Below are 24,369 nucleotides of genomic sequence, written 5' to 3'. Positions count from 1 at the left end.
CAGATCACCGGCGGTCGGTCGTGGACCGCGGGCCGGGTCGACGCAGGGCCGACGCCCTAGGATCAGCGGCATGACTGAGGAAGAGGTCGGCGCTCGGCTGGTCGCGCTGCTCGCGCCGGTCGAGGCGACCCCGTCGGTCTCCGGCGGGCAGCGGTTCGCCCGGGCCACCGTCGATGTACCCCCGGCGAGTTGGTCGGCAGCCGTCCGCGCCGCCCGCGATGACAGCGAGCTGGCCTGCGACTTCTTCGACTGGCTCTCCGCCGTCGACGAGTTGGCCGAGGGCTTCGACGTGGTGGCGCACCTGTGGTCGACGCGGTTGCGGCACGGCGTCCTGCTGCGCACCCGGGTGCCCCGCGCCGCGCCCTCGGTGGCCTCGGTGGTCGACGTCTACCCGGGTGCCGCCTGGCACGAGCGGGAGACCCACGAAATGTTCGGCATCGACTTCGTCGGCCACGGGGAGCTGCGACCGCTGCTGCTGCCCCCCGAGTTCGAGGGTCACCCGCTGCGCAAGGAGTTCGTGCTCGCCTCCCGGGTGGCGAAGCCCTGGCCGGGCGCGAAGGAGCCGGGCGAGTCGGAGGCCGGCGGTGGCCGCCGACCGATCCGTCCGCCGGGCGTGCCAGCACCCGGCGAGTGGGGCACGACCCCGACTCCCGCCGGCGCGGGTGGCGTGGGGGAGGGTCCCCGCGGCGGCACCCCCGCCAGACCAGCCGGCGAGCGACCCGCACGGCCGGCACCGGGGGCCCGTCCGGCGCGTACTCCCCGGGCTGCCGGCCCCGCCGACGACCCGGCACCTGCGGACAAGCCCGCGCCCGGCGCAGGCCCGGCTGCCGCCACCGCCGGCGGCCCGGCACCGGCCGAGAAGCCCGCGTCCGGCGCAGGCCCGGCCGCAGCTGGCGTCGCCCGCGACCGGCCCGGCCCCGACGCGGGCGGGGAGCCCGGTGGCGACCCGGCCGCCGCCCGTGGTGAGGCGGTCGCGGACCCGCCGGGCCGCGACGACCGGACCGACCACGACGGGGGTACGGCCTGATGCCGCTCTGGGTGGAGCTGGTGCTCCGGGTGGGCGGCGTGATCGTCGCGTTCCTCACCCTGCCGCTGCTCGTCGGCCAGGCTGAGCACAAGGTGATGGCGCACATGCAGGGCCGCCTCGGCCCGATGTACGCGGGTGGCTTCCACGGTTGGGCGCAACTCGTGGCGGACGGCGTCAAGTTCGTGCAGAAGGAGGACATCACCCCGCGCGAGGCGGACCGGGCGGTGTTCCGGCTGGCGCCGGCGGTGGCCCTGGTGCCGTACCTGCTGGTGCTGCTGGTCATCCCGCTCGGCCCGAACGACCTGGTCGGGCAACCGCTGGACATCGGCCTGTTCTTCGTGCTGGCCGTGGTCGGCGTCGGGGTGGTGGCGGTGCTCATGTCGGCGTGGGCGTCGGCCAACAAGTACAGCCTGCTCGGCGGGCTGCGCGGGGCCGCCCAGCTGCTCGGCTACGAGCTGCCGCTGGTGCTGGCCGCCGCCTCGGTGGCGATGGCGGCCGGCACGCTCAGCCTGTCCGGCATCGTGGAGGCGTGGCAGCCGTGGTGGTTGCTCTGGCAGGCACCCGCGATGATCATCTTCTTCGTGGCCGGGCTGGCCGAGATCCGTCGGCCGCCGTTCGACATGCCGGTGGCCGACTCGGAGCTGGTCTTCGGCTACATGACCGAGTACACGGGGCTGCGGTTCGCGTTCTTCCTGCTCGCCGAGTACGTCGGCATCGTGGTGATCGCCGCGCTGACCACTGTGCTGTTCCTCGGTGGCTGGCAGGGCCCGTTCGCCGACGAGCACCTGGGCTGGCTGTGGACCCTGCTCAAGATCTTCGCCGTCGCCTTCGTGATCATCTGGCTGCGGGTGTCGTACCCCCGGCTGCGCGAGGACCAGCTCCAACGCCTCTGCTGGCTGGTCCTGGTCCCCGCCTCCCTCGCCCAACTGGTCCTCACCGCAGCAGTCCGCGTAGCCCTCTAACCCCGCCGCCCGCGCCCCCGCCGCCCGCCGCCCCGCCCCGCCGCGCCCGGCCCCGGCTGCCCGCCGTCCGCCCCGCCGCGTCGATCATGGAGTTGTGGTGGGTGACAAAACACCTGTCCATTCCCGAATCGGGCACCACAAGTCCATGATCGACGAGGTCGGCCGCCGGCGCGGGACTGCGGCCGGCGCGGGAGGGGGTCAGCGCAGCGGGGTGTGCGCCGGGTCGACCGGCTCGGCCGGGGGTGGGGGTGGGGTGCCGTCGCCGAAGGGGCGGCCGCCGAGCGCTTCACGGCCGTGCGGGGTGACCCAGTTGGACAGGTCGGGGCCGAGCGGCACGATTCCGGTCGGGTTGATGTCCCGGTGCACCTCGTAGTAGTGCCGCTTGATGTGGTCGAAGTCGATGGTGTCGCCGAACCCGGGGGTCTGGAACAGGTCCCGGGCGTACGCCCACAGCACCGGCATCTCGCTCAGCTTCTGCCGGTTGCACTTGAAGTGACCGTGATAGACCGGGTCGAAGCGGACCAGCGTGGTGAACAGCCGCACGTCGGCCTCGGTGATGGTGTCGCCGACCAGGTACCGCTGGTCGGTCAGCCGCTCGGTCAACCAGTCCAGCCGGTCGAACAGCCGGTGGTACGCCTTGTCGTACGCCTCCTGGCTGCCCGCGAAGCCGCACCGGTAGACGCCGTTGTTGACGTCGCGGAACACCACGTCGTTGACCTCGTCGATCTGCTCCCGCAGGTGCTCGGGATAGAGCTGGGGGGCGCCGTCGCGGTGGTACGCGGTCCACTGGGTGGACAGGTCCAGGCTCATCTGCGCGTAGTCGTTGGTCACCACCTGCCCGGTCGGCACGTCGATCATCGCCGGCACGGTGATGCCGCGGTCGTAGTCGGGGAAGCGTTTGAAGAACGCCTCCTGGAGGCGCTCGACGCCGAGCACCGGGTCCCGCCCACCCGGGTCGAGGTCGAAGGTCCAGCTCCGGGCGTCGTGGGTCGGGCCGGCCACCGCCATCGAGATGGCGTCCTCCAGGCCGAGCAGCCGTCGCACGATGATCAGGCGGTTGGCCCACGGGCAGGCTCGGCTGACCGCCAGCCGGTACCGGCCCGGCTCGACCGGGTAGCCGTCCCGCCCGTCCGCGGTGATCCGGGTGGCGATGTACCGCTGGTCCCGGGTGAACTCGCCACCCGGCTCGACGTACTTCCCGCCTGTTTCCTCGCCCACGTCATCCTCCGGTCTGTTGCCGCCTCCGTCTCATCCTCGCGGATCTTCGGTCCGGCCGTGCGGTGCGGCTCAACCTGGCCCGGCTCGGGTCCGGCCCGCCCGGATACCCTGCCGGCATGACGGATGTGGAGGCGGCGGCCCGGCGCTTCATCGCCGACGTGTGGAACGCCCGCCGGGAGGAGTCGGTCCACGAGTTGATCGCCGAGGAGTGCCCCGGCCTGGGTGGGACCGGCCCGGAGGCGACACTGGCCTGGCACCGCGAGCGGCGGGCGGCCTTCCCGGACCTGCGCTACAAGATCGTCGACGTGGTCGCCGCCGGCGAGCGGGTGGCCGTGCACTGGCGGGCGGCCGGCACCCACGCCGGGCAGTTCGGGCCGGTGCCGCCGACCGGCCAGGTCGTCAGCTACTCCGGGGCGACGTTCCTGCGCTTCGACACGGCGGGCCGGATCGTCGAGGTGTGGAGCTGCAACGAACTGTTCCAGCTGCTCCAGCAGCTCGGCGTCGAGATGCTCCCACCGACGGTCGTCAACGGACCCGGGGCGTGATCCGGCTGATCGGCAGGTTGATCGGGAACGGTTCGCCGGTGTCGACGAACTTCGTCCACCGCCCCGTCTCGGCGTAGACCTCGTTCACCGCGTCGATCCGGTAGGTCACGACCTCCAACCCGCCACCCTCGGTCTCGATCCGCCAGTAGAAGGGGATGCCGGCCTGGGCGTACAGCGCCGGTTTCAACACCCGGTCGATCGAGCGGGTGCTCGGCGAGACGATCTCGATGGCGACGACCACCTCGTGCGGCTCGTACCTCGACGGCTCGCGCGCCGCCGCGTCGGCCGCGGTGATCAGCACGTCGGGGATGAACGATCGGGTGCGGTTGATCCGCACCTCGACCGCCTGGGTCACGTCGTAGCCGTCGGGGCAGTCCTCGTCGAGCGCGGCCATCAGCCGGCCAGCGATGCTCTGGTGGGTACGGGTGGAGGAGGGGGACATCAGCACCACGCCATCGAGCAGTTCCCGGCGGCGGCCGTCCTCGGGCAGCGCATCCAGATCGTCAGTCGTCCATCCGCTCTCGGGCGGGTAGTCGCTCTGCAGCGCGGCGGTCATGGCGGGTCCTTCCAGGTGCGTCGTTCTCCCCGCGACCACCGTAGCGCCGTGGACCTGTGGGTGGTGGTCGCGCGCGCCGGGGCCACAGGGCAGGATGGTCCACATGACCGACTCCAGCGAGCACGGCGATCCGACGGGCGGCGCCATCGAGCGCGGCCTGCCCGGCGCGGGCCTGGTCAAGGGGCTGGCGGTCACCCTCAAGACGATGACCAGCCGCTCGACCACGCAGCAGTACCCGGACGTCGCCCCCGAGCTGCCGCCGCGCTCGCGCGGAGTGATCGCGCTGTCGGAGGAGAACTGCACGGTCTGCATGCTCTGCGCCCGCGAGTGCCCGGACTGGTGCATCTACATCGACTCCCACAAGGAGGAGGTGGCGGTGCCCGGCGCCGCCCGCCCCCGCCAGCGCAACGTGCTCGACAAGTTCGACATCGACTTCTCGCTCTGCATGTACTGCGGCATCTGCATCGAGGTCTGCCCGTTCGACGCGCTCTACTGGTCTCCCGAGTTCGAGTACGCCGAGTACGACATCAAGGACCTGCTGCACGACAAGGACCACCTTGGTCAGTGGATGGCCACGGTTCCACCGCCGCCGGCGCACGACCCGAACGGCGAGCCGGCCAAGGAGGAGACCGCGGCGGCGCGCAAGGCCGCGCGTTCGATCCCACCCGCGGTACGCCCCGACGCCGACCCGGGTCCCGCGTCGTGAGGGGACAGATCGTGACGGGACACGTCGTGACGGCCCGACCCGGCGAAAGGGCGGCCCGGTGACCGGCGCGGATCTGCTGCTGCTCGCCCTGGGCGCGGTCGCGGTGGGCGCCGGCGTGCTGGTGGTGACCACGAAGCAGCTGGTCCGGGCAGGGCTCTACCTGGTGGTCTGCCTGGGCGCGTTGGCCGGCGACTATCTGGTGCTCGGCGCCGAGCTGGTCGCCTGGGTGCAGGTGCTGATCTATGTGGGCGCGGTGGTGGTGCTGCTGTTGTTCGCGGTGATGCTGACGCGGGCCCCGATCGGAGCCTCCGACGATCTGGACCGGCCCGGCTGGCCCGCCGCGCTGATCGGTGGCGGCGCCGGCCTGGGGTTGAGCGTACTGCTGGTCGACGCGTACCGCTGGAGCACCGTCACGATGCCCGACGCGGGCACTGCCGAGCGGCTGGGCGAGCAGATCTTCACCTCCTGGGTGCTGCCGTTCGAGGTGCTCTCCGTACTCCTGCTGTCCGCCCTGGTGGGCGCGGTGGTGCTGTCCCGTCCGGACATCGGCCGGCGCGGCGACGACGCCGAGGCGTCGGCGGGGAGCCTGACCTCCGGGGGGCGTCGGTGAGGCCCGTCATCCCGTACGTCACCGCGGCGCTGCTGTTCGGCCTCGGCGTGTACGGCGTGCTGCGCCGACGCAACGCCGTGCTGGTGCTGATGGCTGTCGAGTTGATGCTCAACGCGGTGAACCTCATCCTGGTCACGGCGGACACCACGGTCCGCGCGGTGCTGCCGCACTCCGGTCAGGTCTTCGCGCTGTTCGTCATCGTGCTCGCCGCCGCGGAGATCGGGGTGGGGCTGGCGATCGTCCTTCAGCTCTACCGCCTGCGGGCCACAGTGGCGGTGGATGACGTGGCGTTGACCGAGCCGCCGGTGCCCGCGCGGCCCGTCGGCCAGAGCGCGGAGGCGGCTCGGTGACCGGGCTGCTCGGGGCGGCGCTGCCCGCCGTACCGCTGGTTGCCGGCCTGCTCGGTCTGCTGCTGCCGCCGGCCCCACGTCGCCCGGGCGGAGCGGCCGGTGGTGACCGGGCGCGCACGGCGGCCGTGACGATCGGGGTGGCCGGCGCCGCCGGCGCGCTGGCGTTGGCCGTCGCCCTGCTGGTGACGGTCGACGGTCCGACACAGACGTCGACGACCTGGGTCGACATCGGCGGGCTGCGGGTGACCCTCGGCGTACGCCTGGACGGCGCGGCCGCGCTGGTCGCCGTCGCGGTCGCCGCGGTAGCCCTGGCCGTGCAGGTCTACTCGATCGGCTATCTGCGGCGCGGCCCCCACGACGACGTCGACGTCGACCACCGCTACCCGCCGTACGCCGCCCAGATCAGCCTCTTCACCGGCGCGATGCTGCTCGTGGTGGTCTCCGGCGACCTGATCATGCTGCTGGTCGGCTGGGAGGTGATGGGCCTCTGCTCGTACCTGCTCATCGCCCACGACCGCCGGCTTGCGGGCGCACCGGCCGCCGCGATGAAGGCGTTCCTGGTGACCCGGGTGGGTGACGTCGGCTTCCTGCTCGGCATCGCGCTGCTCGGCGTGTCGACGGGCAGCTTCCGGATCGCCGACGTGCTCGCGCACGACCACTCCGGCGCGACGCTGACCGCCGCCGGCCTGTTGCTGCTGGCCGGGGTGGCCGGCAAGAGCGCGCAGTTCCCGCTGCACACCTGGTTGCCGGACGCGATGGCCGGCCCGACGCCGATCTCCGCGCTGATCCACGCCGCGACGATGGTGGCCGCCGGGGTGTACGCGGTGACCCGCCTCTACCCGCTGTTCACGGCGGCTCCGGTCACGTTGACGGTGCTCGGGGTGCTCGGCGCGATCACCCTGCTGCTCGGGGCGCTCGCCGCCACCGCCCAGGACGACATCAAGCGGGTGCTGGCCTGGTCGACCGTGTCCCAGCTCGGCTACATGACCGGCGCGCTGGCCGTCGGCTCACCGTCGGCGGCGCTGTTCCACCTGCTCACCCACGCCGCGTTCAAGGCGCTGCTGTTCCTCGCCGCCGGCGCGGTGATCCACGCCGTGGGCACCACGCTGATGTCGGAGATGGGTGGTCTGCGGCGCAGCATGCCTGTGACGTTCTGGTGCACGGTGATCGGCCTGGGGGCCCTCGCCGGTGTGCCGCCGCTGGCCGGCTTCTGGAGCAAGGACGGCGTGTTGACGGTCGCCGAGTCGGCCGCGCTGGAGGGCACCGGGCCGGCGCCGTCGTGGGTGGGTTGGCTGGTCTGGCTGGCCGGGTTGCTCGGTGTGGCGATCACCGCCTGGTACGCGGGCCGACTGCTGCTGCGGGCCTTCTTCGGCGAGCCCCGGCTGCCGCTGGCCACGCCGCACGATCCGCCTGCGGTGCTGCGGTGGCCGGTGCTGCTGTTGGCCGTGCCGGCCGCGCTGCTCGGCCTGGCCGGGTTCGTGGGCGCGTTCGCCGACCGGCTGCGGTTCGCGACCGTGCCGGTCGCCGGTGCGGAGGACGGCCTGGTCCACGTCGGGCCGGCGCTGCTGCTGCCGCTGGCTCTGCTGGCGGTCGGCGCGGGGTTGGTGTGTGTGCGCTGGCAGCGCGACCGGGCCGCCGATCCCGCGACCGCGCTGGGTCCGCTGCGGCCGGTCTTCGCCCGCGCGTTCCGGCTCGACGACGTCCAGCACACCCTTGTCGTACGCCCCGTCCGGGCGCTGGCCCGCCTCGCGCGCAGCGGCGACGAGGTGGTGGTCGACGGCGCCGTCGAGGGCAGCGGCCGGGCCGCCTCCGGCCTGGGTGCCGGGCTCGCCACGCTGCACCGGGCGGCTTTGCCCCGAGCCGCCGCCGGCGTCCTGGCCGGCGCCCTTCTGATCGGCCTGGCCGCCGCCGTGCTGGGAGTTACCCGATGACGTTTGGGCAGGTTCTGCTTGTCGCCGTGCTGGTGGTGCCGGCGGTGGGCGCGGTCGCCGTGGCGGCGACGCCCCGGGACCGGGCCGCACGGATCATCGGGACGATCGCTGCGGCGCTGACTCTGCTGGCCGCCGTGCCGCTGGTGTTCGGTGGGCGCGGATGGTTCGCCTGGTCGGCCGGTACGCCCGCGGTGCGTCCGTGGCACCAGGTGGACCTGCCCTGGGTGCCCGGCCTGGATCTGCGCTTCCACCTCGGCGTCGACGGCATCTCCTGGCCGCTGGTGGTGCTGACCGCGCTGCTCACCCTGCTCTGCTGCGCGTACACGGTGTGGCGGGTGCCGGACGGCGGCAGCGGCCGGGCGTTGGTGGCCCTGCTGCTGGTGGTCGAGGTGGGCATCCTCGGCACGTTCCTCGCCCTGGACCTGGTGCTGTTCTTCCTCTTCTTCGAGGTCGTCCTGCTGCCGATGTACGCGATCATCGCCGGCTGGGGTGGGGCGGACCGGCGGCGGGCGGCCCGCAAGTTCGCGCTCTACACCCTCTTCGGGTCGGTGCTGCTGCTGGTCGGCGTGTATGTCGTGGTCGCCGCGGCTGGCACCGCCGACGTGGTCGCGTTGACCGGTGGGGGCGGGCTGTCCCGGGGCACCCAGTTGGCGGCGTTCACGTTGCTCGCGCTCGCGTTCGCGGTGAAGAGCCCACTCTGGCCGCTGCACTCCTGGCTGCCCGACGCGCACACGCAGGCCCCGACGGTGGGCAGTGTCGTGCTGGCGGGTGTGCTGCTCAAGATGGGCACGTACGGGCTGATCCGGGTGGCGGTGGGGGTGGCGCCCGAGGGCGCCCGCTGGGCCGCGCCGGTGCTCGGGGTGCTGGCGGTCGCCGCGATCCTGATCGGTTCGCTGGTCTGCCTCGCCCAGTCCGACGTGAAGCGGCTCATCGCGTACTCCAGCGTGGGGCACATGGGTTTCGTCCTGCTGGGCGTCGCCACGCTGACCGCCACCGGCATCCAGGCGGCGCTGATCGGCAACGTCGCGCACGGTGTGATCACCGGCCTGCTGTTCTTCCTGGCGGGTGCCGTGAAGGACCGTACCGGCACGGGCGCGCTCGCCGAGCTGTCCGGGCTGCGGGAGACCGCGCCACGGCTGGCGGGCCTGCTGGCGTTCGCGGCGATCGCGTCGCTCGGCCTGCCCGGGCTGGCCGGCTTCTGGGGGGAGGCGTTCGCGGTGGTCGCGGCGATCCAGGTGGGCGGTCCGCTGTGGATCACCCTCGGGGTGCTTGCGGCGGTCGGTGGCGCGCTCACGGCGGCGTACTTCCTGCGGTTGTTGCGCCAGGTCACCCACGGCCGGCCGAGCCCCGCGGTGGGTCGGGTCGGGGCGGGTCTGGCCGGCGCGGAGTTGACCGCGTGGGCGCCGCTGGTGCTGCTCGCGCTGGCCATCGGCCTGGTTCCGGCGCTGGTCCTCGGCGTCGCCGAGGCGCCCGTCGACGCCCTGATCGGGGTGGTCTCCCGATGAGCGCGGCGCAGCGGGTGGACGCGAACGAAGGCAGGCCCTGATGAGCGCCGTGCAGAGCGTGGACAGCGTGGCGTTGCTGCCGGCGTACCTGGCGGCCGGCACCGCCGTACTCGTGCTGATCATTGATCTTGTGGTGGCGCGACCCCGGGCCACTGTCGCGGTGGCCGCGCTCGGCGCGCTCGGCACCGCGGTCGGCGCCGCGGTGGTCGGGGCGGGCGGCGAGCGGCGCACCTTCTGCGTCGGCGGCGACTGCTCCTGGGTCTTCGGCGGGCGGGCGGCAGTGGTCGCCGCCGTGGTGGCGCTGCTCACCCTGGGTGTGCTCGGGCTGTCGGTGCCGGCGCTGCGGGCCGGGCGGTCGCCGGTGGGGGAGTACGCCTTCCTGCTCGCCTGCTCGATGACCGGCGGTGTGGTGCTCGGCGCGGCCGGCGATCTGATCACCCTGATCGTGGCCCTGGAGACGCTGACCCTGCCGCTGTACGTGCTGGTCGGCCTGCGCCGGGGCAGCCTGGCCAGCGCCGAGGCTGCGGTGACGTTCTTCGTCGTGAGCGTGGTGGCCACCAGTGTCACCCTGCTCGGCGCGGCGCTGCTGTACGCGGTGACCGGTTCGCTGCACCTCGATCGGCTCGGTGCTCTGCTGGCCGAGCGGGCGGAGCTGCGCGACCTGCCGCTGACCACCGCCGCCGGGGCGCTGCTGCTGCTCGGGCTGGCCTTCAAGGTGGCGGCGGTGCCGTTCCACGCCTGGGCGCCGGCCACCTACGACGGCGCCCCGCTGCCGGTGGCCGCGTACCTGTCGACGGCGTCGAAGCTGGGTGGCCTCGTCGCGTTGCTGGCCGTGGTGCAGCGGGCGCTGCCGGCCGACCAGACCGGCCCGGTGCTCGCCCTGCTGGCCGTGCTCACGATGACCGTCGGCAACCTCGTGGCGCTGCGTCAGCGGCGTACCGTCCGGCTGCTCGCCTGGTCCTCGGTGGCGCAGGCCGGTTACATCCTGGCCCCGCTGGGCGCGTTGGCGCTGGCCGCCGGCCGCACGGGCGAGGCGCGGTCCGCCGCGTACGCCGCCGCCGTGGCGTACACCGTCTTCTTCGTGGTGTTGGAGTTGGCCGCGTTCGCCGGGGTGACCGCGCTCCGCCCGGTGGGTGCGGACGGCGGCACCCTTGACGACCTGCGCGGGGCGGCCCGCCGGCACCCGTGGCGAGGCGCGGCGCTCGGTCTCGCGCTGGTGGGTCTGGCCGGGTTGCCGCCGGGCCTGGCCGGGCTGTTCGCGAAGGTGACAGTGGTCCGGTCGCTGCTGGACGGCGGCGCGGCCTGGCTGGCGCTGGTGGTGGCGCTGAACGCGGTGATCGGCCTGGCGTACTACCTGCGGGTCACGGCCGCGCTGTGGGCGCCGACGGCGACGTCGCGTGGCGCGGCGCCGGCCGTGCCGCTGGGGGGTGTGGTGGCGGCGGTGCTGGCGGTGGCCACGGTGGCCGCCGTGGTGCTCGGCTTCGCCCCGCAGCTGGTTCTGGATCTCGCCGCCCGCTGACCTGCGACTCCAGTCTCAGTCAATTCTCAGCGTTGAGACGGATGGTTGGCGGGTACCGGGTTGTTGAACCGGTCAGCGGATCCCGGCGATCCGTGCACCGAAGGAGAGATCGTGCACCACAACCGTCTGAAGACCGCCGCGCTGCTCGGTCTGCTCACCGCCCTGATCCTCGCGGTGGGCTACTGGTTCGGCGGCAGTGGCGGCCTGGTCATCGCCGTCCTCATCTCACTGGTCATGAACGGCATTTCCTACTTCTACTCCGACAAGCTCGCGCTGCGCTCGATGCGGGCGCAACCGGTCAGCGAGGCGCAGTTCCCCGAGCTGTACCGGATGGTGCGCGAACTGGCGACCGAGGCCCGGCAGCCCATGCCGCGCCTGTACGTCAGCCCGACCGCCCAGCCCAACGCGTTCGCCACCGGGCGTAACCCGCAGCACGCGGCGGTCTGCGTGACCCAGGGCATCACCGAGATCCTGGATTACCGGGAGCTTCGGGGTGTGATCGGGCACGAGCTGTCCCACGTCTACAACCGGGACATCCTGATCTCCAGCGTGGCCGCCGGTCTGGCCGGCATCATCACCTTCCTGGCCAACATCGCCTGGTTCATCCCGCTGGGCGGTGGGGACGACGAGGACTCGCCCAACCCGGCCGTCCTGCTGCTGACCCTGATCCTCGGCCCGATCGCGGCCACCGTGATCCAGCTGGCGATCAGCCGCAGCCGTGAGTTCCAGGCCGACCAGTCGGGCGCCGAGCTGAGCCGGGACCCGCTGGCCCTGGCCAGCGCCCTGCGCAAGATCGACGCGGTGGCCCGGCGACGCCCGCTGCCCGCCCAGGGCACGCTCACCAGCACCGCCCACCTGATGATCGCCAACCCGTTCGCCGGTGGCGCGGTGGCCGCCCTCTTCTCCACCCACCCCAAGATGGAGGACCGGGTCGCCCGCCTGGAGCGGATGGCCGCCAACTCGGGGCCCGTGCAGTTCCAGCGCTGACCCGCCGCACGCCGTACTCCACCCGCGTCCCCGCACGGACGCGGGTGGAGTCGTCTCCGGGTCACTCCGGTGCGGGCAGCCGGTCCGGACGGGTCAGCAGCACGACGGCGAGCAGGACCACGCCCGCGGTGAGGTACGACGCGGCGGGCGAGAGCACGGCGGCCACGCTCCCCAGCAGGAAGATGCCGATCCCCGAGGTGACGATGTTCGCCGCGACGATCGTCGCCTCGACCTGCCCCATCCGTTCCGGAGGGGCCATCCGGGCGAACGTGGCCTGCGCCCCGATCAACCAGCCGCCGCCCGCGCCGATCAACGCGTTGCCCACGGTCAGCGCCCACAGCGGCGCGTCGACGGCTACCAGCACACCGGTCAGCAGCAGCGCGCCGGCCAGCATCGCGGCGACCGCCACCTGGCCGGCCAGCCGACCCAGCCAGCCGGACCGGCCCACCACCAGGACGAAGACCGCCCCGCCCAGCGCCGACGCCGCCAGCACTGCGGGACGCCACGCCCCGGCGGCCAGGTCGGGAGCGAGGGTCTCCGGCAGCGCGCCGGACAGCACCGTGGCCAGGGTGAGCAGGGCGACGCCCCGCAGCACGGGATGGCCGGCGATGATCCGGATGCCCGCCGTCGCCGGTGGACGCCTGCCGCGTACCCGGTGGGGGCGCTTCGGCAGTCCGGCCAGGACGACCGCGGCGATCAGGAACGAGGCGAGGTCGACCAGGAGCGCCACCCGGGATCCGAGGGCCACGGTCAGGCTTGCGCCCGCGAGCAGGCCGACCACCTGGCCCGACTGGTTGGCGAAGGCGCTGAGGCCGAACAACGGCAGCCGCAGCGGAGCGTCCACCGCCTCGGCGGCGACGGCCACGTTGACACTCGCGTACGCGGCCCGTACGGCACCGAGCAGGCCGGCCGCCACGATTGCCGGGACCGGCTGGGGGACCACCGCGGGCACGGCGATCAGCGCCGCGCCGGCGACTGACAGCCAGACCAGGAGGGTACGCCGGGCCGGAACGTCCAGCCAGCCGCTGAAGACAGTGGCGACCAGCAGGGCGGGCAGGGTGCGGGCGGCGTAGACCGCGGCTGGCCCGAGGACGGAGTTCGTCTGGTCGTAGGCGAGCAGCAGCAGTGCGGCCAAGCCTATGAAGTCCCCCAGCTCCGAGATGCCCCGGGCGATGACCAGTCGCGAGGCGACCGGATGCCGGAACAGTGCCCGGTAACCGGGGGGCGGCGTGAGCTGCTCGTCGGTTGTGGGCATCAGGTTGGCTGGTCCGCTTCCGTTACCCCGATCGGCTGATAGTTGGCGTTCTCCCGGACCCGGCGGGACTGTTCCCGGCGGTAGCTGCTGCGGATCTCCGGGTCCTGGCGGCGGCGGCGCAGCGCCACGAAGTCCGACCAGACGTCCTCCGGCCACGCCGGCAGCCCTTCCCCCGTGACGAGTTCGGCGTTGCGGAAGGCCTCCAGCGTCGAACGGTGCACAGGTTGCAGGCACATGAGAGGGATGTTCCGGTAGAAGCGCACCACCTGCCCCGCCTCGGTGAGTCGCAGGATGGTGGGCAGCAACGAGGTGTACCAGTCGGTCTCCACTACGCCCTCGTACAGCTGGAGGCCGCGCTGGGCGGGCCAGTTCGGCGTGCCCCGGGCCATGAGGCACCAGCCCGGGGAGGTACGCGCGACCACGCCGGTGACCAGCTCCACTGTGTTGGCGGCGCGCGGGTCGGCGTCGAGGAACGGGATGCTGGCGCCATACCTGTCGAAGATGTCCAGGTCGCCGCGGAACTGCTCCGGCGCCGCCTGCAACTGGTCGGCCGCGTCGGGCAGCTTCCCGTCGTAACCGCCGGCGAGCGAACGCCACTGGGCCGGCTCGTTCTCCGTCAGCAGGGTCCACTCGGTGTCCTGCCCGTCCCAACGCAGCGCGAAGTCGGCTGGCGGGTAGACGTACCAGCCGAGTCCCGAGGCGGCGGCGACCGGCGGGCACTGTTGGACGGCCCGGGCGGGCAGGGAGCCGCGCAGGCTGGGCGAGGCGGCTTCACTGGGTCTGGCGTCGCCATACAGGGAATAGATTTCGACTCGCAGAGGTGCGGTGGTAGTCCCCGACATCGGACCTCCTGCCTCATCGTGCGGTGCCGGCGTATGGACCCAATTCGATCAGCAACCTACCCCCTTTGTGACCGCTCGGTCAGTCCCGACCTCCGCGCTGGTGTGAGCGGATCGACCATCCATGGCCTGAGCTCGGGAGTTAGGGTCGACAGGGCTTCTACCCGTTACCTGTCCCAGCGGAGGTGTACCCCCGTGGCCGCACTGCGCCAGTACCTGGGTGTCTGGCGGATCCCCGGTGCGCCGATCCTGCTGGTCACCGGCATCATCGGGCGACTCGGCATCGGTATGACGCCACTGGCGCTGCTGCTGGTGGTCGAGCAGATGACCGGCCGGTACGCGCTGGCCGCCGTCGCCGGCGGCATCTACGCCGTCGCCGGCGCCGCGCTCAGCCCGGTGGCCGGGCGGATCGCCGACCGGGTCGGCCCGAGCCCGGTGCTGCTCGTCACCGCCGTGGCCCACCCGCTGGCGCTCATCGGTCTGCTGCTGGCCAGCCGCCTGGGCGACGACGCCCTCGCCGCCATCTACCTGACGGCCGGCGTCGCCGGTGCGACGTACCCGCCGCTCACCGCCGCCATCCGCGGCGCCTGGAATGAACTGACGAGCCCCGCCTCCGGCCGGTACGCCCTGCGCAACACCGCCCTGGCCGCAGAGACCTCACTGTTCGAGATCGTGTTCGTGCTCGGCCCGCTGCTCGTTGCCGGCTTCGTGCTGGTCGCCGACGCGGCCGCCGCGCTGATCGGGGCAGCGGTCGTCACCCTGGTGGGCACCACCGCCGTCGCCCTCGGTCGCGTGATGCGCGGGTGGCGTCCGCACCCGCGCGAACACCACGCCCGTGGGCTCGGTCCGCTGCGGGTCGGCGGCTTTCCGGCCCTGCTTGTCTGCGTGGCCGGGCTGGGCATCGCCTTCGGCGCCGCCGGTGTGATCGTTCCGGCGTACGCCGGCAACGCCACCACCGACGACCCGGAAAGTCTGGCCGGGCTGCTGCTGGCGGTCTGGGGGGTCGGCAGCGCGATCGGCGGCTTCTGGTTCGGCGTCCGTCGGCCGGCGCCGAACATGACCCGCCAGTTCGCCCTGCTGCTCGCCGCGCTGGCCGGCACCTTCGTGGTGTTCGCGGTGATGCCCACGCCGCTCGCGCTGGGCGTGGCCCTGGTCGTCGGTGGGGCCACCATCGCGCCGGCACTGACTCTGGAGAACACGCTGGTCGGCCGGATCGCCCCGGCCGGCATGCTGAACGAGGCGTACACCTGGGTCGTCACGGTTGCCGTGGGGGCGAGCGCCGCCGGCGGCGCGGTGGCCGGCCTGATCGTGGACTACGCCGGGGGCGTGCCGTGGGCCTTCGTCTTCGCCGGGGTGGCGGTGGCCGTCGGGGCCGCGGTCGCCGCGCTGCCCGCCGGGCCCATCGCCCGGGCAGAAGCCTCGGCGGTACGCGCCGAAGACCCCGTCCCGGTCTGACCCCTCTCCCGCGGTTCCGGCGGTTGTCGGTGCCTTCTGCCAAGGTCGGATGTGTCCCAGACCGACCTTCGACAGGGGGAACAATGGCCAAGCTGCTCTACTCCGCGACCGCGTCGCTCGACGGCTACATCGCCGGCCCCGGCGGCGACATGTCCTGGCTGACCGAGCACCTCACGATCGACAACCCGACGGCGGACCGCGTCCTGGCCAACGTCGGCGCCATCCTGGCCGGCAACCGCACCTTCGGCGGCGACGACCCGAACCGTGGCACCGACAGCGAGGGCGCGTTCGGCGGCCGGTACCACGGACCCGTGGTCGTCCTGACCCACCAACCGCCCGCCGACCCACCCGCAGACATCACGTTCGTCGGCGACCTGCACAGCGCCGTCGCCCGGGCCAAGGACGCCGCCGGCGACAAGTACGTCAACGTCCTCGGCGCGGACGTCGCCAAGCAGTGCCTCCGGGCCGGCCTGCTCGACGAGATCCTGATCTTCTTCGCACCGGTGCTGCTCGGCGACGGGGTGCACATGTTCGACGACCCGGGCGGCGAGCGGGTGCGGCTGGCGCCGATCCCGGGCGAGACCGCGCACTGGTACACCGTCGTCCGCTGACGCTGGGCTGCCGCCGCAGCGGCGAGCGGGGAGCCCGACGCGGACCGAGTTCGACGATGATGGCTGAATGGACCAGCCGGAGAAGGTGGTCAGCCTGCGCATGACCACGCGTCAGTGGCGCCACCTGGACGGAGCGCTCGACAGCGAGATCAGCGTCGCGGCCGAGAACGGCGATCCTCGCCAGACCGTCTCAGCGGCGAGCGCGATCCGCAGAGCAGGATGGGACCAGATCGCCCACTGGGTGCCCGACGTCGCCGGCTCCGGCGACTGGCCCCCGGACGACGAAGAGATCGTCGCCCACCTGTCCTGCGGAGACTGGGCGCTGGCCGCCGAGTGCGCCGCGCACTGGGCCGCTGTCGCCGCCAGCGTGGGGCACGAGCAGGAGGCGGCCGTGCTCCGTGGTGTCCAGGCTCTCGTCGTCGAGGGACTCACTGCCGGCTCAGCCTGATCAGCGAGGGTGCAGGGCAGGCCGACGGAACGTGGCCCGCCCGGCCGCTTCCCCTTACCGGTAGTTGGTGAACTGGAGAGCGACGCCGAAGTCCTCGCCCTTGAGCAGCGAGATGACCGCCTGGAGGTCGTCCCGCTTCTTGCCGGTCACGCGCAGCTGATCGCCCTGGATCTGCGCCTGAACGCCCTTGGGGCCCTCGTCGCGGATCTTCTTGCTGATCGCCTTGGCCTTGTCCGTCTCGATGCCCTGGATCACCTTGCAGTCGATCTTGAACACCTTGCCGGACGGGCGTGCCTCGCCGGCGTCCAGCGACTTCAGCGAGATGTTCCGCTTGACCAGCTTCTCCTTGAAGACGTCCAGCGCGGCGAGGACGCGCTCCTCGGTCTCCGCCTGGAGGCCGATCGCCTCCTCGCCCGACCAGGAGATCTCCGCGCCCGTGCCGCGGAAGTCGAACCGCGTCGAGAGCTCCTTCTCCGCCTGACGAAGGGCGTTGTCGACCTCCTGGCGGTCGACCTTGCTCACGATGTCGAATGACGGGTTCGCTGGCATGCTTCTGCTCCTGCTGTCGGGCGGTCCGGGCGTGCCGTCGGCCGCCGACCAGCGGCACGACCCTCTGACCGTACCCGGTTGCGTCGGTCCCGGGGTGAGCCGCTATCCTTGCTTCCGCCGCCGCGTTACGACGCGGTGGGGTGCCCTGGCGGGTTGCCCGAGCGGCCAATGGGAGCGGACTGTAAATCCGTCGCGAAAGCTACAGAGGTTCGAATCCTCTACCCGCCACCAGGTGCAGACACGGCCCCTGACCAGCAGAGATGCTGATCGGGGGCCGTTGTCGTTGATCTGGCCGGGTCCGGCCGTTGACGACTGATTGTGGGCGGACAGATGGTGGGCAGGTCGATCTTGCCGCTGACGGCTCTTTTGCGGCGGCGACGATGCGTTCTGGTGCTCGCCGGCTGACGAGAAAGCCGCAGTTGTCGCGAGCGGGAAGGGGCCCCGGTTGGCCCGGGTCCTCGGGATCATCCGACGACGGCAGGCTGTCTCACCGCGTCGGCGCAACGCCGAACTTTTCGATCATGAATCGCCAGAACAGCGGTACCGCCTCCTCGCTGGGGCGAGCGATCACGTCGTCTCGTCCGGACGTGCTCCGGTGCTCGATAAGCACGGCGCCGGGGCCAACCAGTCCGGACGACGGCGACCGCACGATGACTACCTCAACGCGGGGGAGCCCTTCGACCCGGCCACCGGCCGCCCGGTCCCCGAGGCCAGAAACCAAGAACCCCACCACCTGGTACGCGCACAGCCACGCGTACGTCGAGATGAAGTGGCCCCGGGTGGCTGCCGCGTCACCGAAACGGTTGTGGCGATCTGGCGCCACGTCCTGCTCCCTTCCTGTGCTGCCGTACCTCTTTGAAAGCCCTGACGTCCCGGCCTGGGCGGCCGTGGGCCTGGGGCCGGGCCCCGACGTGCCGTCCCGGCGGCAGCGACATTGACTGACGGCGGGCGACCCAGGGGCTGCCCCCGGCTCGTCGACGTTCCTGTCGCGTCCTCGTGGGCGTGCGGCCTTGCGTCTGTGCGGCCCTTGTGTAGGTATCGAGACCGGGTATGGTGGTCGATGTCCGCGCCGGCGAGGGTTGATGATGGCGGTCCGTCATGGACGGTCACGGCGAGTGACCTGCGCCGTCGCCTGGGGGCCTCGTGTGCCTCCGGGCGAATTGTGCTGAAGGTCGCATCAGGCGCTGGGCGAACTGCCGATAGCGCAGGGAGAGGTCCTGATCTGGCGCGTCGTATCGAGGCTGAGTGCCCGAACGGTGCGATGTTGTCACCGCCTGGGCGGGGCGGGCCCGCACCGCTTTTCTGGGTACTGAGCGTGTGGCACGATCGTGGAACCTCCACCATCCCTGTGACGCTTCCCCGACAGGAGCAACCATGTCTGGTCGAACGCTGGGCCGGCTGCTTGGCTCATTTTTTGTCCTCGCCGCTATCGCTGGTGGCGTCTTCGTAGGCGACGTTCTCGGCAACGGGAACGCGCAGACCATGGACGTCATCTGGAACATGCCCGCCTTCCGCTGACCAAGCGAAACCCGATGATGTGATCCGGCGGGGCTCGTGAGGGGGTGGGGCATGGCGGGTCGAGGCCGCGCTGGGTTCCGCTCGACGGAGCACGCCTGGTTGATCACCGGGCCGATGGCGTTCCTTGCCGTCGTCTGTTCGACGATCGTTGGGCTGGTCGCCCCGGAGCCCTTCGGGGACTGGCCGTTGGCGTCGGCTCTCCTGCTCGCGATGGTGGCCGCCGGGCTGCCGGTCCTGAACTTCACGGTTCGGCGCCAGTCCGTCGGCGTGACCCTCACCGAGATCCCGCTGGTTCTCGCCTTCTATCTGGTGCGGCCGCTCACGGTCGTCACCATCTACACCCTCGCTGCCGTCATCACTCACCTCCGGCACCGCTTCGGCGCCACCAAGTTCTGGTTCAACGTGGCCCGGGCCGCCGCGGGATCCTCGCTGGCCGTCCTCGTCCTCCAGGCGCTTCCGCCGGTGCAGGGAGTGGGCCCGGGTGCCTGGCTGTCGCTCTTCGCGGCCGCCAGCATGGTCAACCTGGTGAGCATCATCTCGGTGGCCGGCGTGCACAGCCTGTTGCAGGGGTGGCAGGCCGGCCGCGAGGCATTCCGCACGTATCCGCCGGCCCTGCTGGCGGCGGCCATCAACATCGCCAGCGGAATTGTCGTCCTGATCCTGATCGAGACGACGTGGTGGTCCCTTCTGCTGTTGGCCGCGCTGGTCGCCGCGTTGGCCCTCGTCTACCGCTCGTACGCGCAGTTCTTCCGGCAGCACCGCACTCTCACCGACATGTACGAGTTGAGCCGGGCGGTGGCCGGGAGCGGCCAGGACGGCACTCTGGTGGACGCGCTCCTCGGCCGCGTACGAGCGCTGATGCAGGCCGAGTACGCCACGCTCTGGCTTCCCGAGCAGGGGCGCCACCCAGAGGTGCTCTTGACGGCCCGTAACGACCAGCCGGGTCTGCTCGATGTCGCCAGGACCCCGGCGGCTCTGCGGCAACGGGCCCGGGACAAGGGCCGTACCGTCGCTGTCGGCCGTGGCGTGACGACCGACGCCGAGCTTCGTGCCGACCTGTCGGCGGAGCGGGTCAAGGATGCGATCGTGATCCCGCTCCGTTCGGGTCAGGCGGTGATCGGCACGCTGGAGGTCGCCAATCGTCTCGGCGACAGCAACTACTTCGTCCGTAACGACATACCCCTCTTCGAGACGGTGGGTGCGCAGGCCGCGGTCGCCCTGGAGAATTCCCGCCTGGTCGACCGGCTGCGGCACGACGCGTACCACGACACCCTGACGCGTCTGCCCAACCGGCGGCGGATCATCGGGGCGCTGGACGAGTCGTTCAAGATCCGCCTGCCCGGCGAGGTGGTGGCACTGCTGCTCTTCGACGTGGACGGGCTGCGCCAGGTCAACGAGTCCCTCGGCCACGCGGCGGGGGACAAGGTCCTCGTCGAGGTCGCCAACCGGTTGCGGGCCAGTGCCCCGTCGTCGGCCCTGGTGGGTCGCGTCGGTGGGGACGAGTTCCTGGTGACCCTGCGTCTGGAGAACGCCGACGCGGCACTGGAGCTGGCCGGTCAACTGCGCGACCAGATCCGCGACGAGATGGTCTTCGACGCGCTCACCCTCGACGTGAACACGGCCGTCGGGGTCGCCGTACACCCGGATCATGGCAGCGATGCCGCGACCCTGCTGCTCCGTGTCGATCTGGCGGCGAACGCCGCCAAGTCGATGCCGGGCAGCGTGCAGTTGTTCAACCCGGGCCTGGAATCCCGGTCGTTGCGCCGGCTGGGTCTCGCCGGTGACCTGCGTCAGGCGTTGGACCAGAACGAGCTGGAGGTCTACTTCCAGCCCAAGGTGACCCTGCGGGACCGACGTCTGGTCGGCGTCGAGTGCCTGGCCCGGTGGGAGCACCCGACGCACGGCACCGTAGCTCCCGAGGACTTCGTGGCGGTTGCCGCGCACACCGGCCAGTTGAGTCGGCTCACCGAGGTGGTGCTCCGCGAGGGTCTGCGGCGCAGCCGGGACTGGGCCGAGGCCAACCAGCCGCTGCCCATCGCGGTGAACCTCGCCGCCCGCACGCTCACCGACCAGCACTTCCCGGACCGGGTGCACGAGCTGCTGACCGAGTACGGGGTGCCGGCGCAGCGCCTCACCCTGGAGATCACCGAGTCGGGGGTCCTGGACGGCACGGACCGGCCGATCCCGACGCTGCGCCGGCTTCGCGATCTCGGCGTCCGGCTGTCGGTGGACGACTTCGGCACCGGTGACTCCTCGCTCGCCCACCTGCGCCGGCTGCCGGTGCACGAGGTGAAGGTGGACCGGTCCTTCGTGCAGGGCATGGCGACCGACCCCGGGGACCTGGCGATCGTGAACGCGGTGGTGACGCTCTCCCAGCAGTTCGGCCTGGCGGTGGTCGCCGAGGGTGTGGAGAGCGAGCTGACCCTGGAGCTCCTTCAGGACATCGGGTGCGAGATCGGCCAGGGCTTCCTGTTCAGTCGACCGCTGCCGTACGAGCGACTGGCCGCCTGGTTCGGTGCTCAGGCGGACCCGGAGACGATCTCCGGCGGGGAGCTTCCACGCCTGCGCGTGGTGCCCTGAGCTGGGCATTCACGGGCGCTGGGGATCCGATTTCACCTGCCGACCGGTGCCGTGTATTCTACTTCTGCGCGCCCCACGGGGAGATCGCGCAGGCCCCCTTAGCTCAGTCGGCAGAGCGTCTCCATGGTAAGGAGAAGGTCTACGGTTCGATTCCGTAAGGGGGCTCGAGGGTTCAGCTGGACCCACCGCGGCGGTGTAGCTCAGATGGCAGAGCAAGCGGCTCATAATCGCTGTGTCGCCGGTTCAAGTCCGGCCACCGCTACTCTCGTCTTCCGGGCTCGTTCCCGGTGGTCGTTGAGATGGGCGCCACTGGCGCCCACTTTGCATGTCCGCGCAGTCAGCGTCTAGGCTGACGCGTCGTAGTTGTTTCCGTTAGCGAGGAAGGCACTCCGCCGTGGCGAAGGCTACCGATGTCCGGCCGAAGATCACTTTGGCGTGTGTGGAGTGCAAGGAGCGCAACTACATCACGCGCAAGAACCGCCGGAACGACCCCGACCGCATCGAGCTGAAGAAGTTCTGCCCGCGCGACGGCCGGCACACGGTTCACCGCGAGACCCGCTGATCTCCGGCCGGCACACGCCGGCCGTTGACGAGGCCCTCAATCGCCGATCTGACCGGTACGGCGCGGCTCAGCCGCCGCCTGCCGACCAGATCGGCGATTGTGCTTTCCGTGTAGGTTCGCGGCATGTCTCTGGACCCTTCCTTCGTCGGCCGGACGTATCCGCCGACCGCCCCCTACCAGGTGGGCCGAGAAAAGATCCGTGAGTTCGCCACGGCCATCGGCGCCACCGACGCGGCCCACCACGACCCGGTGGCGGCGCAGGCGCTGGGCCACCCGGACGTGGTCGCCCCGCCTACCTTCCCGGTGATCGTCACCATGGCGGCGAGCCGTCAGATCATCGAGGACCCGGCCCTGGGTGTGGACTACAGCCGGCTGGTGCACGGCGACCAGCGGTTCGCGTACACCCGGCCGGTGGTCGCGGGCGACGAGCTGGTCTGCACCAACACCATCGAGGACGTCAGCAACCGGGGCGGGCACGGCTTCCTGACCACCCGCACCGACGTGAGCACTGTCGCCGGGGAACCGGTGGTCGCCGTCTGGGCCCGGTACGTCATCCGCGGGGAGGGCTGAGATGGAACTGCCAGCCAAGACGTTCCGGGTGACCCGGGCGGACCTGGTCCGCTACGCCGGCGCCTCGGGTGACTTCAACCCCATCCACTGGAGCGACCGGGTCGCCACGAAGGTGGGGCTGCCCGGGGTGATCGCGCACGGCATGTTCACGATGGCCCTGGTCGGCCGGGCGGTCGCCGAGTGGGCCGGGGCGCCCGACGCGGTGGTCGAGTACGGGGTTCGGTTCACCCGGCCGGTGGCGGTCCCCGACGACGACCAGGGGACCGAGATCGAGGTGACCGCGCGGGTCCGTGAGGTGACCGAGGACGGCCTCACCCGGCTCGATGTGACCGCGACCTGTCTGGGGGACAAGGTGCTCTCGCAGGCCCGGGCGACCATCCGGATTGCACGCTGAACCGGGTCCGCCACGCGTGGCGGGGAGACCGGTTGGGAAAGTCGGGTGCCTACCCGTACACTGGTCCGCCGTGGGGCAAGTGACCCCTGCACGGTCGTCTGTGACCGCGTGGGGTGAGTGTTGCCGCACAGGGGTGTAGCTCAATTGGCAGAGCAGCGGTCTCCAAAACCGCAGGCTGCAGGTTCAAGTCCTGTCACCCCTGCGCCTCAGGCCTGACCGTTCCCGTGGGTCGCGCCGCCGACAAGGCGGCGTCCGGCCCGTGGTGGTGGCATCGGCGGGGTGGTTCCGAGGCATTCGGGACCCCCGGTTGATCCACCGGCCGCGGCCCGTCGCGGGACGGTTTGGCCCGGCCGGCGTGACCAGCGCCGCGTACGCCGCCCGGCGTGCGACCCGAGATTCCGCGACGGAGGGCGAAGTGGCCGACAACAAGCGGCGCGGCGAGGACGCCGGCGACGATCGTCTCGACGACGAGATCGTCGACGACGTAGCCGACGACGACGCCTCCGGCGCGGACGAGCCGGTTTCCCGGGGAGGCACCGCGACGCGGTCCCGCGCCCGGGCGGAATCGGCGGACAGCCGGCCGACCACGAGGTCGGAAACCGGTCGGGTGGGCGTGTTCGGCCGCATCGCCCGGTTTTTCCGCGAGGTCGTTGCCGAACTGCGTAAGGTCATCTGGCCGACCCGCAAGGAGTTGCTGACGTACACCGCCGTGGTGGTCACGTTCGTCGCGGTGATGCTGACGATCGTGGGCGTGCTGGACTACGGCTTCGCCAAGGTCGTGTTGTTCGTCTTCGGCAACTCGGACTGACCGGCTGTCTCCAGCCGATAGTGACGGAAGTGAGCGAGCGTGCCTGAGTACGACGAGACCGCCGGACCGGTGGACGAGCAGTCCACGGTCGCGACGGCGGCTGGTGACGAGTCGGTTGAGGCCGCCAGCGAGCCGGAGTTCCCCACCACCGAGCCTGCGCCGGACGAGGAGTACGACCCGGTCGCCGAGCTGCGGCAGAAGCTGCGCTACGCCCCGGGTGACTGGTACGTGGTGCACTCGTACGCCGGTTACGAGAACAAGGTGAAGACCAACCTCGAGACCCGGATCACGAGCCTCGACATGGAGGACTTCATCTACCAGGTCGAGGTGCCGACCCGGGAAGAGGTCGAGGTCAAGAACGGTAAGCGTTCGCAGATCCAGGCCAAGGTCTTCCCGGGCTACATCCTCGTCCGGATGGAGCTGACCGCCGAGTCCTACTCGTGTGTCCGCAACACCCCGGGCGTGACCGGCTTCGTGGGCGCGACCGACCGGGCCGACCGGCCGGCGCCGCTCTCGCTCGACGAGGTGCTGAAGTGGCTGGCGCCGGCGGTCGAGACCGAGCAGAAGAAGGCCAAGCCGGAGATCAAGGTCCTCGACTTCGAGGTCGGCGACTCGGTCACCGTCACCGACGGCGCGTTCGCGTCGCTGCCGGCCACGATCAGCGAGATCAACGCCGACCAGCAGAAGCTCAAGGTGCTGGTGTCGATCTTCGGTCGGGAGACCCCGGTGGAGCTCAACTTCAACCAGGTCGCCAAGATCTGACCGGTCGTGGGCGGCGGGGCCCGCCCCCCCCCGCCCGCGGCGGAACCCCCCCCCCACCACCACCGCGGGCGGTGGGGGGGGGGGCGGCGGGCCAAATGTAAA

The 24,369-nt window shown here is 71.7% G+C and carries 25 protein-coding genes, 4 tRNA genes and 1 pseudogene; 24 read left to right on the top strand and 6 right to left on the bottom strand.

The window, feature by feature from the left end:
- Window positions 1-70: 70 nt before the first annotated feature.
- Window positions 71-667, top strand: a pseudogene (locus tag ACLQ27_RS09865) (NADH-quinone oxidoreductase subunit C); the annotation flags it as partial.
- Between the two features lie 359 nt (window positions 668-1,026).
- Window positions 1,027-1,989: a complex I subunit 1/NuoH family protein gene (locus ACLQ27_RS09860; protein WP_357494545.1), complete on the top strand. Its 963-nt coding sequence runs from the start codon at window positions 1,027-1,029 to the stop codon at window positions 1,987-1,989.
- A gap of 198 nt (window positions 1,990-2,187) precedes the next feature.
- On the opposite strand, the gene ACLQ27_RS09855 is transcribed toward ACLQ27_RS09860, so the two are convergent.
- Window positions 2,188-3,207 carry a glutathione S-transferase family protein gene (locus tag ACLQ27_RS09855; protein ID WP_425866410.1) on the bottom strand — a complete coding sequence of 340 codons (1,020 nt, stop codon included), beginning with the start codon at window positions 3,205-3,207 and terminating at the stop codon, window positions 2,188-2,190.
- Window positions 3,208-3,323: 116 nt separating this feature from the next.
- Between ACLQ27_RS09855 and ACLQ27_RS09850 the strand changes: the two genes are divergently transcribed.
- Complete coding sequence (locus ACLQ27_RS09850; protein WP_425866408.1) at window positions 3,324-3,752, top strand: ester cyclase; 429 nt, start codon at window positions 3,324-3,326, stop codon at window positions 3,750-3,752.
- Here ACLQ27_RS09850 and ACLQ27_RS09845 read toward each other — a convergent pair.
- Entirely contained in the window at window positions 3,733-4,308 is a 576-nt protein-coding gene (locus ACLQ27_RS09845) for a Uma2 family endonuclease (RefSeq protein WP_425866406.1), read from the bottom strand. The genes ACLQ27_RS09850 and ACLQ27_RS09845 overlap by 20 nt on opposite strands.
- 94 nt (window positions 4,309-4,402) lie before the next feature.
- Between ACLQ27_RS09845 and ACLQ27_RS09840 the strand changes: the two genes are divergently transcribed.
- The 7 genes from ACLQ27_RS09840 (at window position 4,403) to htpX (ending at window position 11,916) form a co-directional block, all read left to right on the top strand.
- Window positions 4,403-5,014, top strand: a complete 612-nt coding sequence (locus tag ACLQ27_RS09840; protein ID WP_357494538.1) for a NuoI/complex I 23 kDa subunit family protein — start codon at window positions 4,403-4,405, stop codon at window positions 5,012-5,014.
- A 58-nt stretch (window positions 5,015-5,072) separates the two neighbouring features.
- Window positions 5,073-5,624: an NADH-quinone oxidoreductase subunit J family protein gene (locus tag ACLQ27_RS09835; RefSeq protein ID WP_357494536.1), complete on the top strand. Its 552-nt coding sequence runs from the start codon at window positions 5,073-5,075 to the stop codon at window positions 5,622-5,624.
- Window positions 5,621-5,974 (top strand): NADH-quinone oxidoreductase subunit NuoK, encoded by a 354-nt coding sequence (nuoK, locus tag ACLQ27_RS09830; protein ID WP_234583473.1) that lies wholly within the window; start codon window positions 5,621-5,623, stop codon window positions 5,972-5,974. The genes ACLQ27_RS09835 and nuoK overlap by 4 nt, the downstream gene beginning before the upstream one ends.
- Window positions 5,971-7,905, top strand: coding sequence for an NADH-quinone oxidoreductase subunit L (locus ACLQ27_RS09825; protein ID WP_425866402.1), 1,935 nt, complete (start codon window positions 5,971-5,973; stop codon window positions 7,903-7,905). The genes nuoK and ACLQ27_RS09825 overlap by 4 nt, the downstream gene beginning before the upstream one ends.
- Window positions 7,902-9,410 (top strand): complex I subunit 4 family protein, encoded by a 1,509-nt coding sequence (locus ACLQ27_RS09820; protein WP_425866400.1) that lies wholly within the window; start codon window positions 7,902-7,904, stop codon window positions 9,408-9,410. The genes ACLQ27_RS09825 and ACLQ27_RS09820 overlap by 4 nt, the downstream gene beginning before the upstream one ends.
- A 40-nt stretch (window positions 9,411-9,450) precedes the next feature.
- Window positions 9,451-10,929, top strand: a complete 1,479-nt coding sequence (locus ACLQ27_RS09815) for an NADH-quinone oxidoreductase subunit N (protein WP_425866398.1) — start codon at window positions 9,451-9,453, stop codon at window positions 10,927-10,929.
- Window positions 10,930-11,040: 111 nt separating this feature from the next.
- The gene (gene htpX / locus ACLQ27_RS09810) at window positions 11,041-11,916 is read left to right on the top strand and encodes a zinc metalloprotease HtpX (protein ID WP_234583469.1); all 876 of its coding nucleotides are present in this window, start codon (window positions 11,041-11,043) and stop codon (window positions 11,914-11,916) included.
- Window positions 11,917-11,977: 61 nt separating this feature from the next.
- Here the strand turns inward: htpX and ACLQ27_RS09805 are convergent, their stop codons facing one another.
- Both ACLQ27_RS09805 and ACLQ27_RS09800 read right to left on the bottom strand, forming a co-directional pair.
- Window positions 11,978-13,171 (bottom strand): hypothetical protein, encoded by a 1,194-nt coding sequence (locus tag ACLQ27_RS09805; RefSeq protein WP_357494528.1) that lies wholly within the window; start codon window positions 13,169-13,171, stop codon window positions 11,978-11,980.
- Window positions 13,171-14,013: a DUF6065 family protein gene (locus tag ACLQ27_RS09800; protein ID WP_425866395.1), complete on the bottom strand. Its 843-nt coding sequence runs from the start codon at window positions 14,011-14,013 to the stop codon at window positions 13,171-13,173. Before ACLQ27_RS09800 ends, ACLQ27_RS09805 begins: the two co-directional genes overlap by 1 nt.
- A gap of 192 nt (window positions 14,014-14,205) precedes the next feature.
- On the opposite strand from ACLQ27_RS09800, the gene ACLQ27_RS09795 reads away from it, so the two are divergent.
- The 3 genes from ACLQ27_RS09795 (at window position 14,206) to ACLQ27_RS09785 (ending at window position 16,524) form a co-directional block, all read left to right on the top strand.
- Complete coding sequence (locus ACLQ27_RS09795) at window positions 14,206-15,465, top strand: MFS transporter (protein WP_357494524.1); 1,260 nt, start codon at window positions 14,206-14,208, stop codon at window positions 15,463-15,465.
- An 83-nt stretch (window positions 15,466-15,548) separates the two neighbouring features.
- Window positions 15,549-16,076, top strand: a complete 528-nt coding sequence (locus ACLQ27_RS09790; RefSeq protein WP_425866393.1) for a dihydrofolate reductase family protein — start codon at window positions 15,549-15,551, stop codon at window positions 16,074-16,076.
- A gap of 67 nt (window positions 16,077-16,143) precedes the next feature.
- Window positions 16,144-16,524 (top strand): hypothetical protein, encoded by a 381-nt coding sequence (locus ACLQ27_RS09785; RefSeq protein WP_425866391.1) that lies wholly within the window; start codon window positions 16,144-16,146, stop codon window positions 16,522-16,524.
- A 54-nt stretch (window positions 16,525-16,578) separates the two neighbouring features.
- Here ACLQ27_RS09785 and ACLQ27_RS09780 read toward each other — a convergent pair whose 3' ends face one another.
- Window positions 16,579-17,073 carry a YajQ family cyclic di-GMP-binding protein gene (locus ACLQ27_RS09780; RefSeq protein WP_234583450.1) on the bottom strand — a complete coding sequence of 165 codons (495 nt, stop codon included), beginning with the start codon at window positions 17,071-17,073 and terminating at the stop codon, window positions 16,579-16,581.
- 147 nt (window positions 17,074-17,220) lie between these two features.
- On the opposite strand from ACLQ27_RS09780, the gene ACLQ27_RS09775 reads away from it, so the two are divergent.
- A tRNA-Tyr gene (locus ACLQ27_RS09775) sits at window positions 17,221-17,304 on the top strand.
- 256 nt (window positions 17,305-17,560) lie between these two features.
- Here ACLQ27_RS09775 and ACLQ27_RS09770 read toward each other — a convergent pair.
- Complete coding sequence (locus tag ACLQ27_RS09770; RefSeq protein ID WP_425866389.1) at window positions 17,561-17,896, bottom strand: hypothetical protein; 336 nt, start codon at window positions 17,894-17,896, stop codon at window positions 17,561-17,563.
- Between the two features lie 551 nt (window positions 17,897-18,447).
- Between ACLQ27_RS09770 and ACLQ27_RS09765 the strand changes: the two genes are divergently transcribed.
- The 10 genes from ACLQ27_RS09765 to nusG all read left to right on the top strand — a co-directional run bounded on the left by ACLQ27_RS09765 (window position 18,448) and on the right by nusG (window position 24,267).
- On the top strand, window positions 18,448-18,591 hold the full coding sequence (locus tag ACLQ27_RS09765) for a hypothetical protein (protein ID WP_357494510.1): 144 nt from the start codon (window positions 18,448-18,450) through the stop codon (window positions 18,589-18,591).
- Window positions 18,592-18,642: 51 nt separating this feature from the next.
- Window positions 18,643-21,171, top strand: coding sequence for a putative bifunctional diguanylate cyclase/phosphodiesterase (locus ACLQ27_RS09760; protein ID WP_357494508.1), 2,529 nt, complete (start codon window positions 18,643-18,645; stop codon window positions 21,169-21,171).
- Between the two features lie 92 nt (window positions 21,172-21,263).
- Window positions 21,264-21,336: transfer RNA gene (locus ACLQ27_RS09755), tRNA-Thr, on the top strand.
- A 24-nt stretch (window positions 21,337-21,360) separates the two neighbouring features.
- Window positions 21,361-21,433 (top strand) — tRNA-Met (locus ACLQ27_RS09750).
- 132 nt (window positions 21,434-21,565) lie between these two features.
- Window positions 21,566-21,733, top strand: coding sequence for a 50S ribosomal protein L33 (gene rpmG / locus ACLQ27_RS09745; protein WP_007073056.1), 168 nt, complete (start codon window positions 21,566-21,568; stop codon window positions 21,731-21,733).
- Window positions 21,734-21,856: 123 nt separating this feature from the next.
- Entirely contained in the window at window positions 21,857-22,303 is a 447-nt protein-coding gene (locus ACLQ27_RS09740) for a MaoC family dehydratase N-terminal domain-containing protein (RefSeq protein ID WP_007465337.1), read from the top strand.
- 1 nt (window position 22,304) lies between these two features.
- Window positions 22,305-22,697 (top strand): MaoC family dehydratase, encoded by a 393-nt coding sequence (locus ACLQ27_RS09735; protein WP_357494506.1) that lies wholly within the window; start codon window positions 22,305-22,307, stop codon window positions 22,695-22,697.
- Between the two features lie 129 nt (window positions 22,698-22,826).
- Window positions 22,827-22,899: transfer RNA gene (locus tag ACLQ27_RS09730), tRNA-Trp, on the top strand.
- Window positions 22,900-23,112: 213 nt separating this feature from the next.
- Window positions 23,113-23,505 (top strand): preprotein translocase subunit SecE, encoded by a 393-nt coding sequence (gene secE / locus ACLQ27_RS09725; protein ID WP_234583446.1) that lies wholly within the window; start codon window positions 23,113-23,115, stop codon window positions 23,503-23,505.
- A 39-nt stretch (window positions 23,506-23,544) separates the two neighbouring features.
- Complete coding sequence (gene nusG / locus ACLQ27_RS09720; RefSeq protein ID WP_234583445.1) at window positions 23,545-24,267, top strand: transcription termination/antitermination protein NusG; 723 nt, start codon at window positions 23,545-23,547, stop codon at window positions 24,265-24,267.
- The last annotated feature ends 102 nt before the right edge of the window (window positions 24,268-24,369 follow it).

It is taken from the genome of Micromonospora sp. DT63, assembly GCF_049841615.1.
Lineage (GTDB): Bacteria > Actinomycetota > Actinomycetes > Mycobacteriales > Micromonosporaceae > Micromonospora.
The sequence above is the reverse complement of the archived record's forward strand: the minus strand, read 5'-3'. Positions and strand labels throughout refer to the sequence as shown.

Bases quoted from the DNA above. Each gene is read 5' to 3' on its own strand.
- ACLQ27_RS09860 (WP_357494545.1), top strand. From the start codon at position 1,027: ATGCCGCTCTGGGTGGAGCTGGTGCTCCGGGTGGGCGGCGTGATCGTC.
- ACLQ27_RS09850 (WP_425866408.1), top strand. From the start codon at position 3,324: ATGACGGATGTGGAGGCGGCGGCCCGGCGCTTCATCGCCGACGTGTGG.
- ACLQ27_RS09845 (WP_425866406.1), bottom strand. From the start codon at position 4,308: ATGACCGCCGCGCTGCAGAGCGACTACCCGCCCGAGAGCGGATGGACG.
- ACLQ27_RS09840 (WP_357494538.1), top strand. From the start codon at position 4,403: ATGGTCCACATGACCGACTCCAGCGAGCACGGCGATCCGACGGGCGGC.
- ACLQ27_RS09820 (WP_425866400.1), top strand. From the start codon at position 7,902: ATGACGTTTGGGCAGGTTCTGCTTGTCGCCGTGCTGGTGGTGCCGGCG.
- ACLQ27_RS09815 (WP_425866398.1), top strand. From the start codon at position 9,451: ATGAGCGCCGTGCAGAGCGTGGACAGCGTGGCGTTGCTGCCGGCGTAC.
- ACLQ27_RS09805 (WP_357494528.1), bottom strand. From the start codon at position 13,171: ATGCCCACAACCGACGAGCAGCTCACGCCGCCCCCCGGTTACCGGGCA.
- ACLQ27_RS09800 (WP_425866395.1), bottom strand. From the start codon at position 14,013: ATGTCGGGGACTACCACCGCACCTCTGCGAGTCGAAATCTATTCCCTG.
- ACLQ27_RS09790 (WP_425866393.1), top strand. From the start codon at position 15,549: ATGGCCAAGCTGCTCTACTCCGCGACCGCGTCGCTCGACGGCTACATC.
- ACLQ27_RS09785 (WP_425866391.1), top strand. From the start codon at position 16,144: ATGGACCAGCCGGAGAAGGTGGTCAGCCTGCGCATGACCACGCGTCAG.
- ACLQ27_RS09780 (WP_234583450.1), bottom strand. From the start codon at position 17,073: ATGCCAGCGAACCCGTCATTCGACATCGTGAGCAAGGTCGACCGCCAG.
- ACLQ27_RS09765 (WP_357494510.1), top strand. From the start codon at position 18,448: ATGTCTGGTCGAACGCTGGGCCGGCTGCTTGGCTCATTTTTTGTCCTC.
- ACLQ27_RS09760 (WP_357494508.1), top strand. From the start codon at position 18,643: ATGGCGGGTCGAGGCCGCGCTGGGTTCCGCTCGACGGAGCACGCCTGG.
- ACLQ27_RS09740 (WP_007465337.1), top strand. From the start codon at position 21,857: ATGTCTCTGGACCCTTCCTTCGTCGGCCGGACGTATCCGCCGACCGCC.
- ACLQ27_RS09735 (WP_357494506.1), top strand. From the start codon at position 22,305: ATGGAACTGCCAGCCAAGACGTTCCGGGTGACCCGGGCGGACCTGGTC.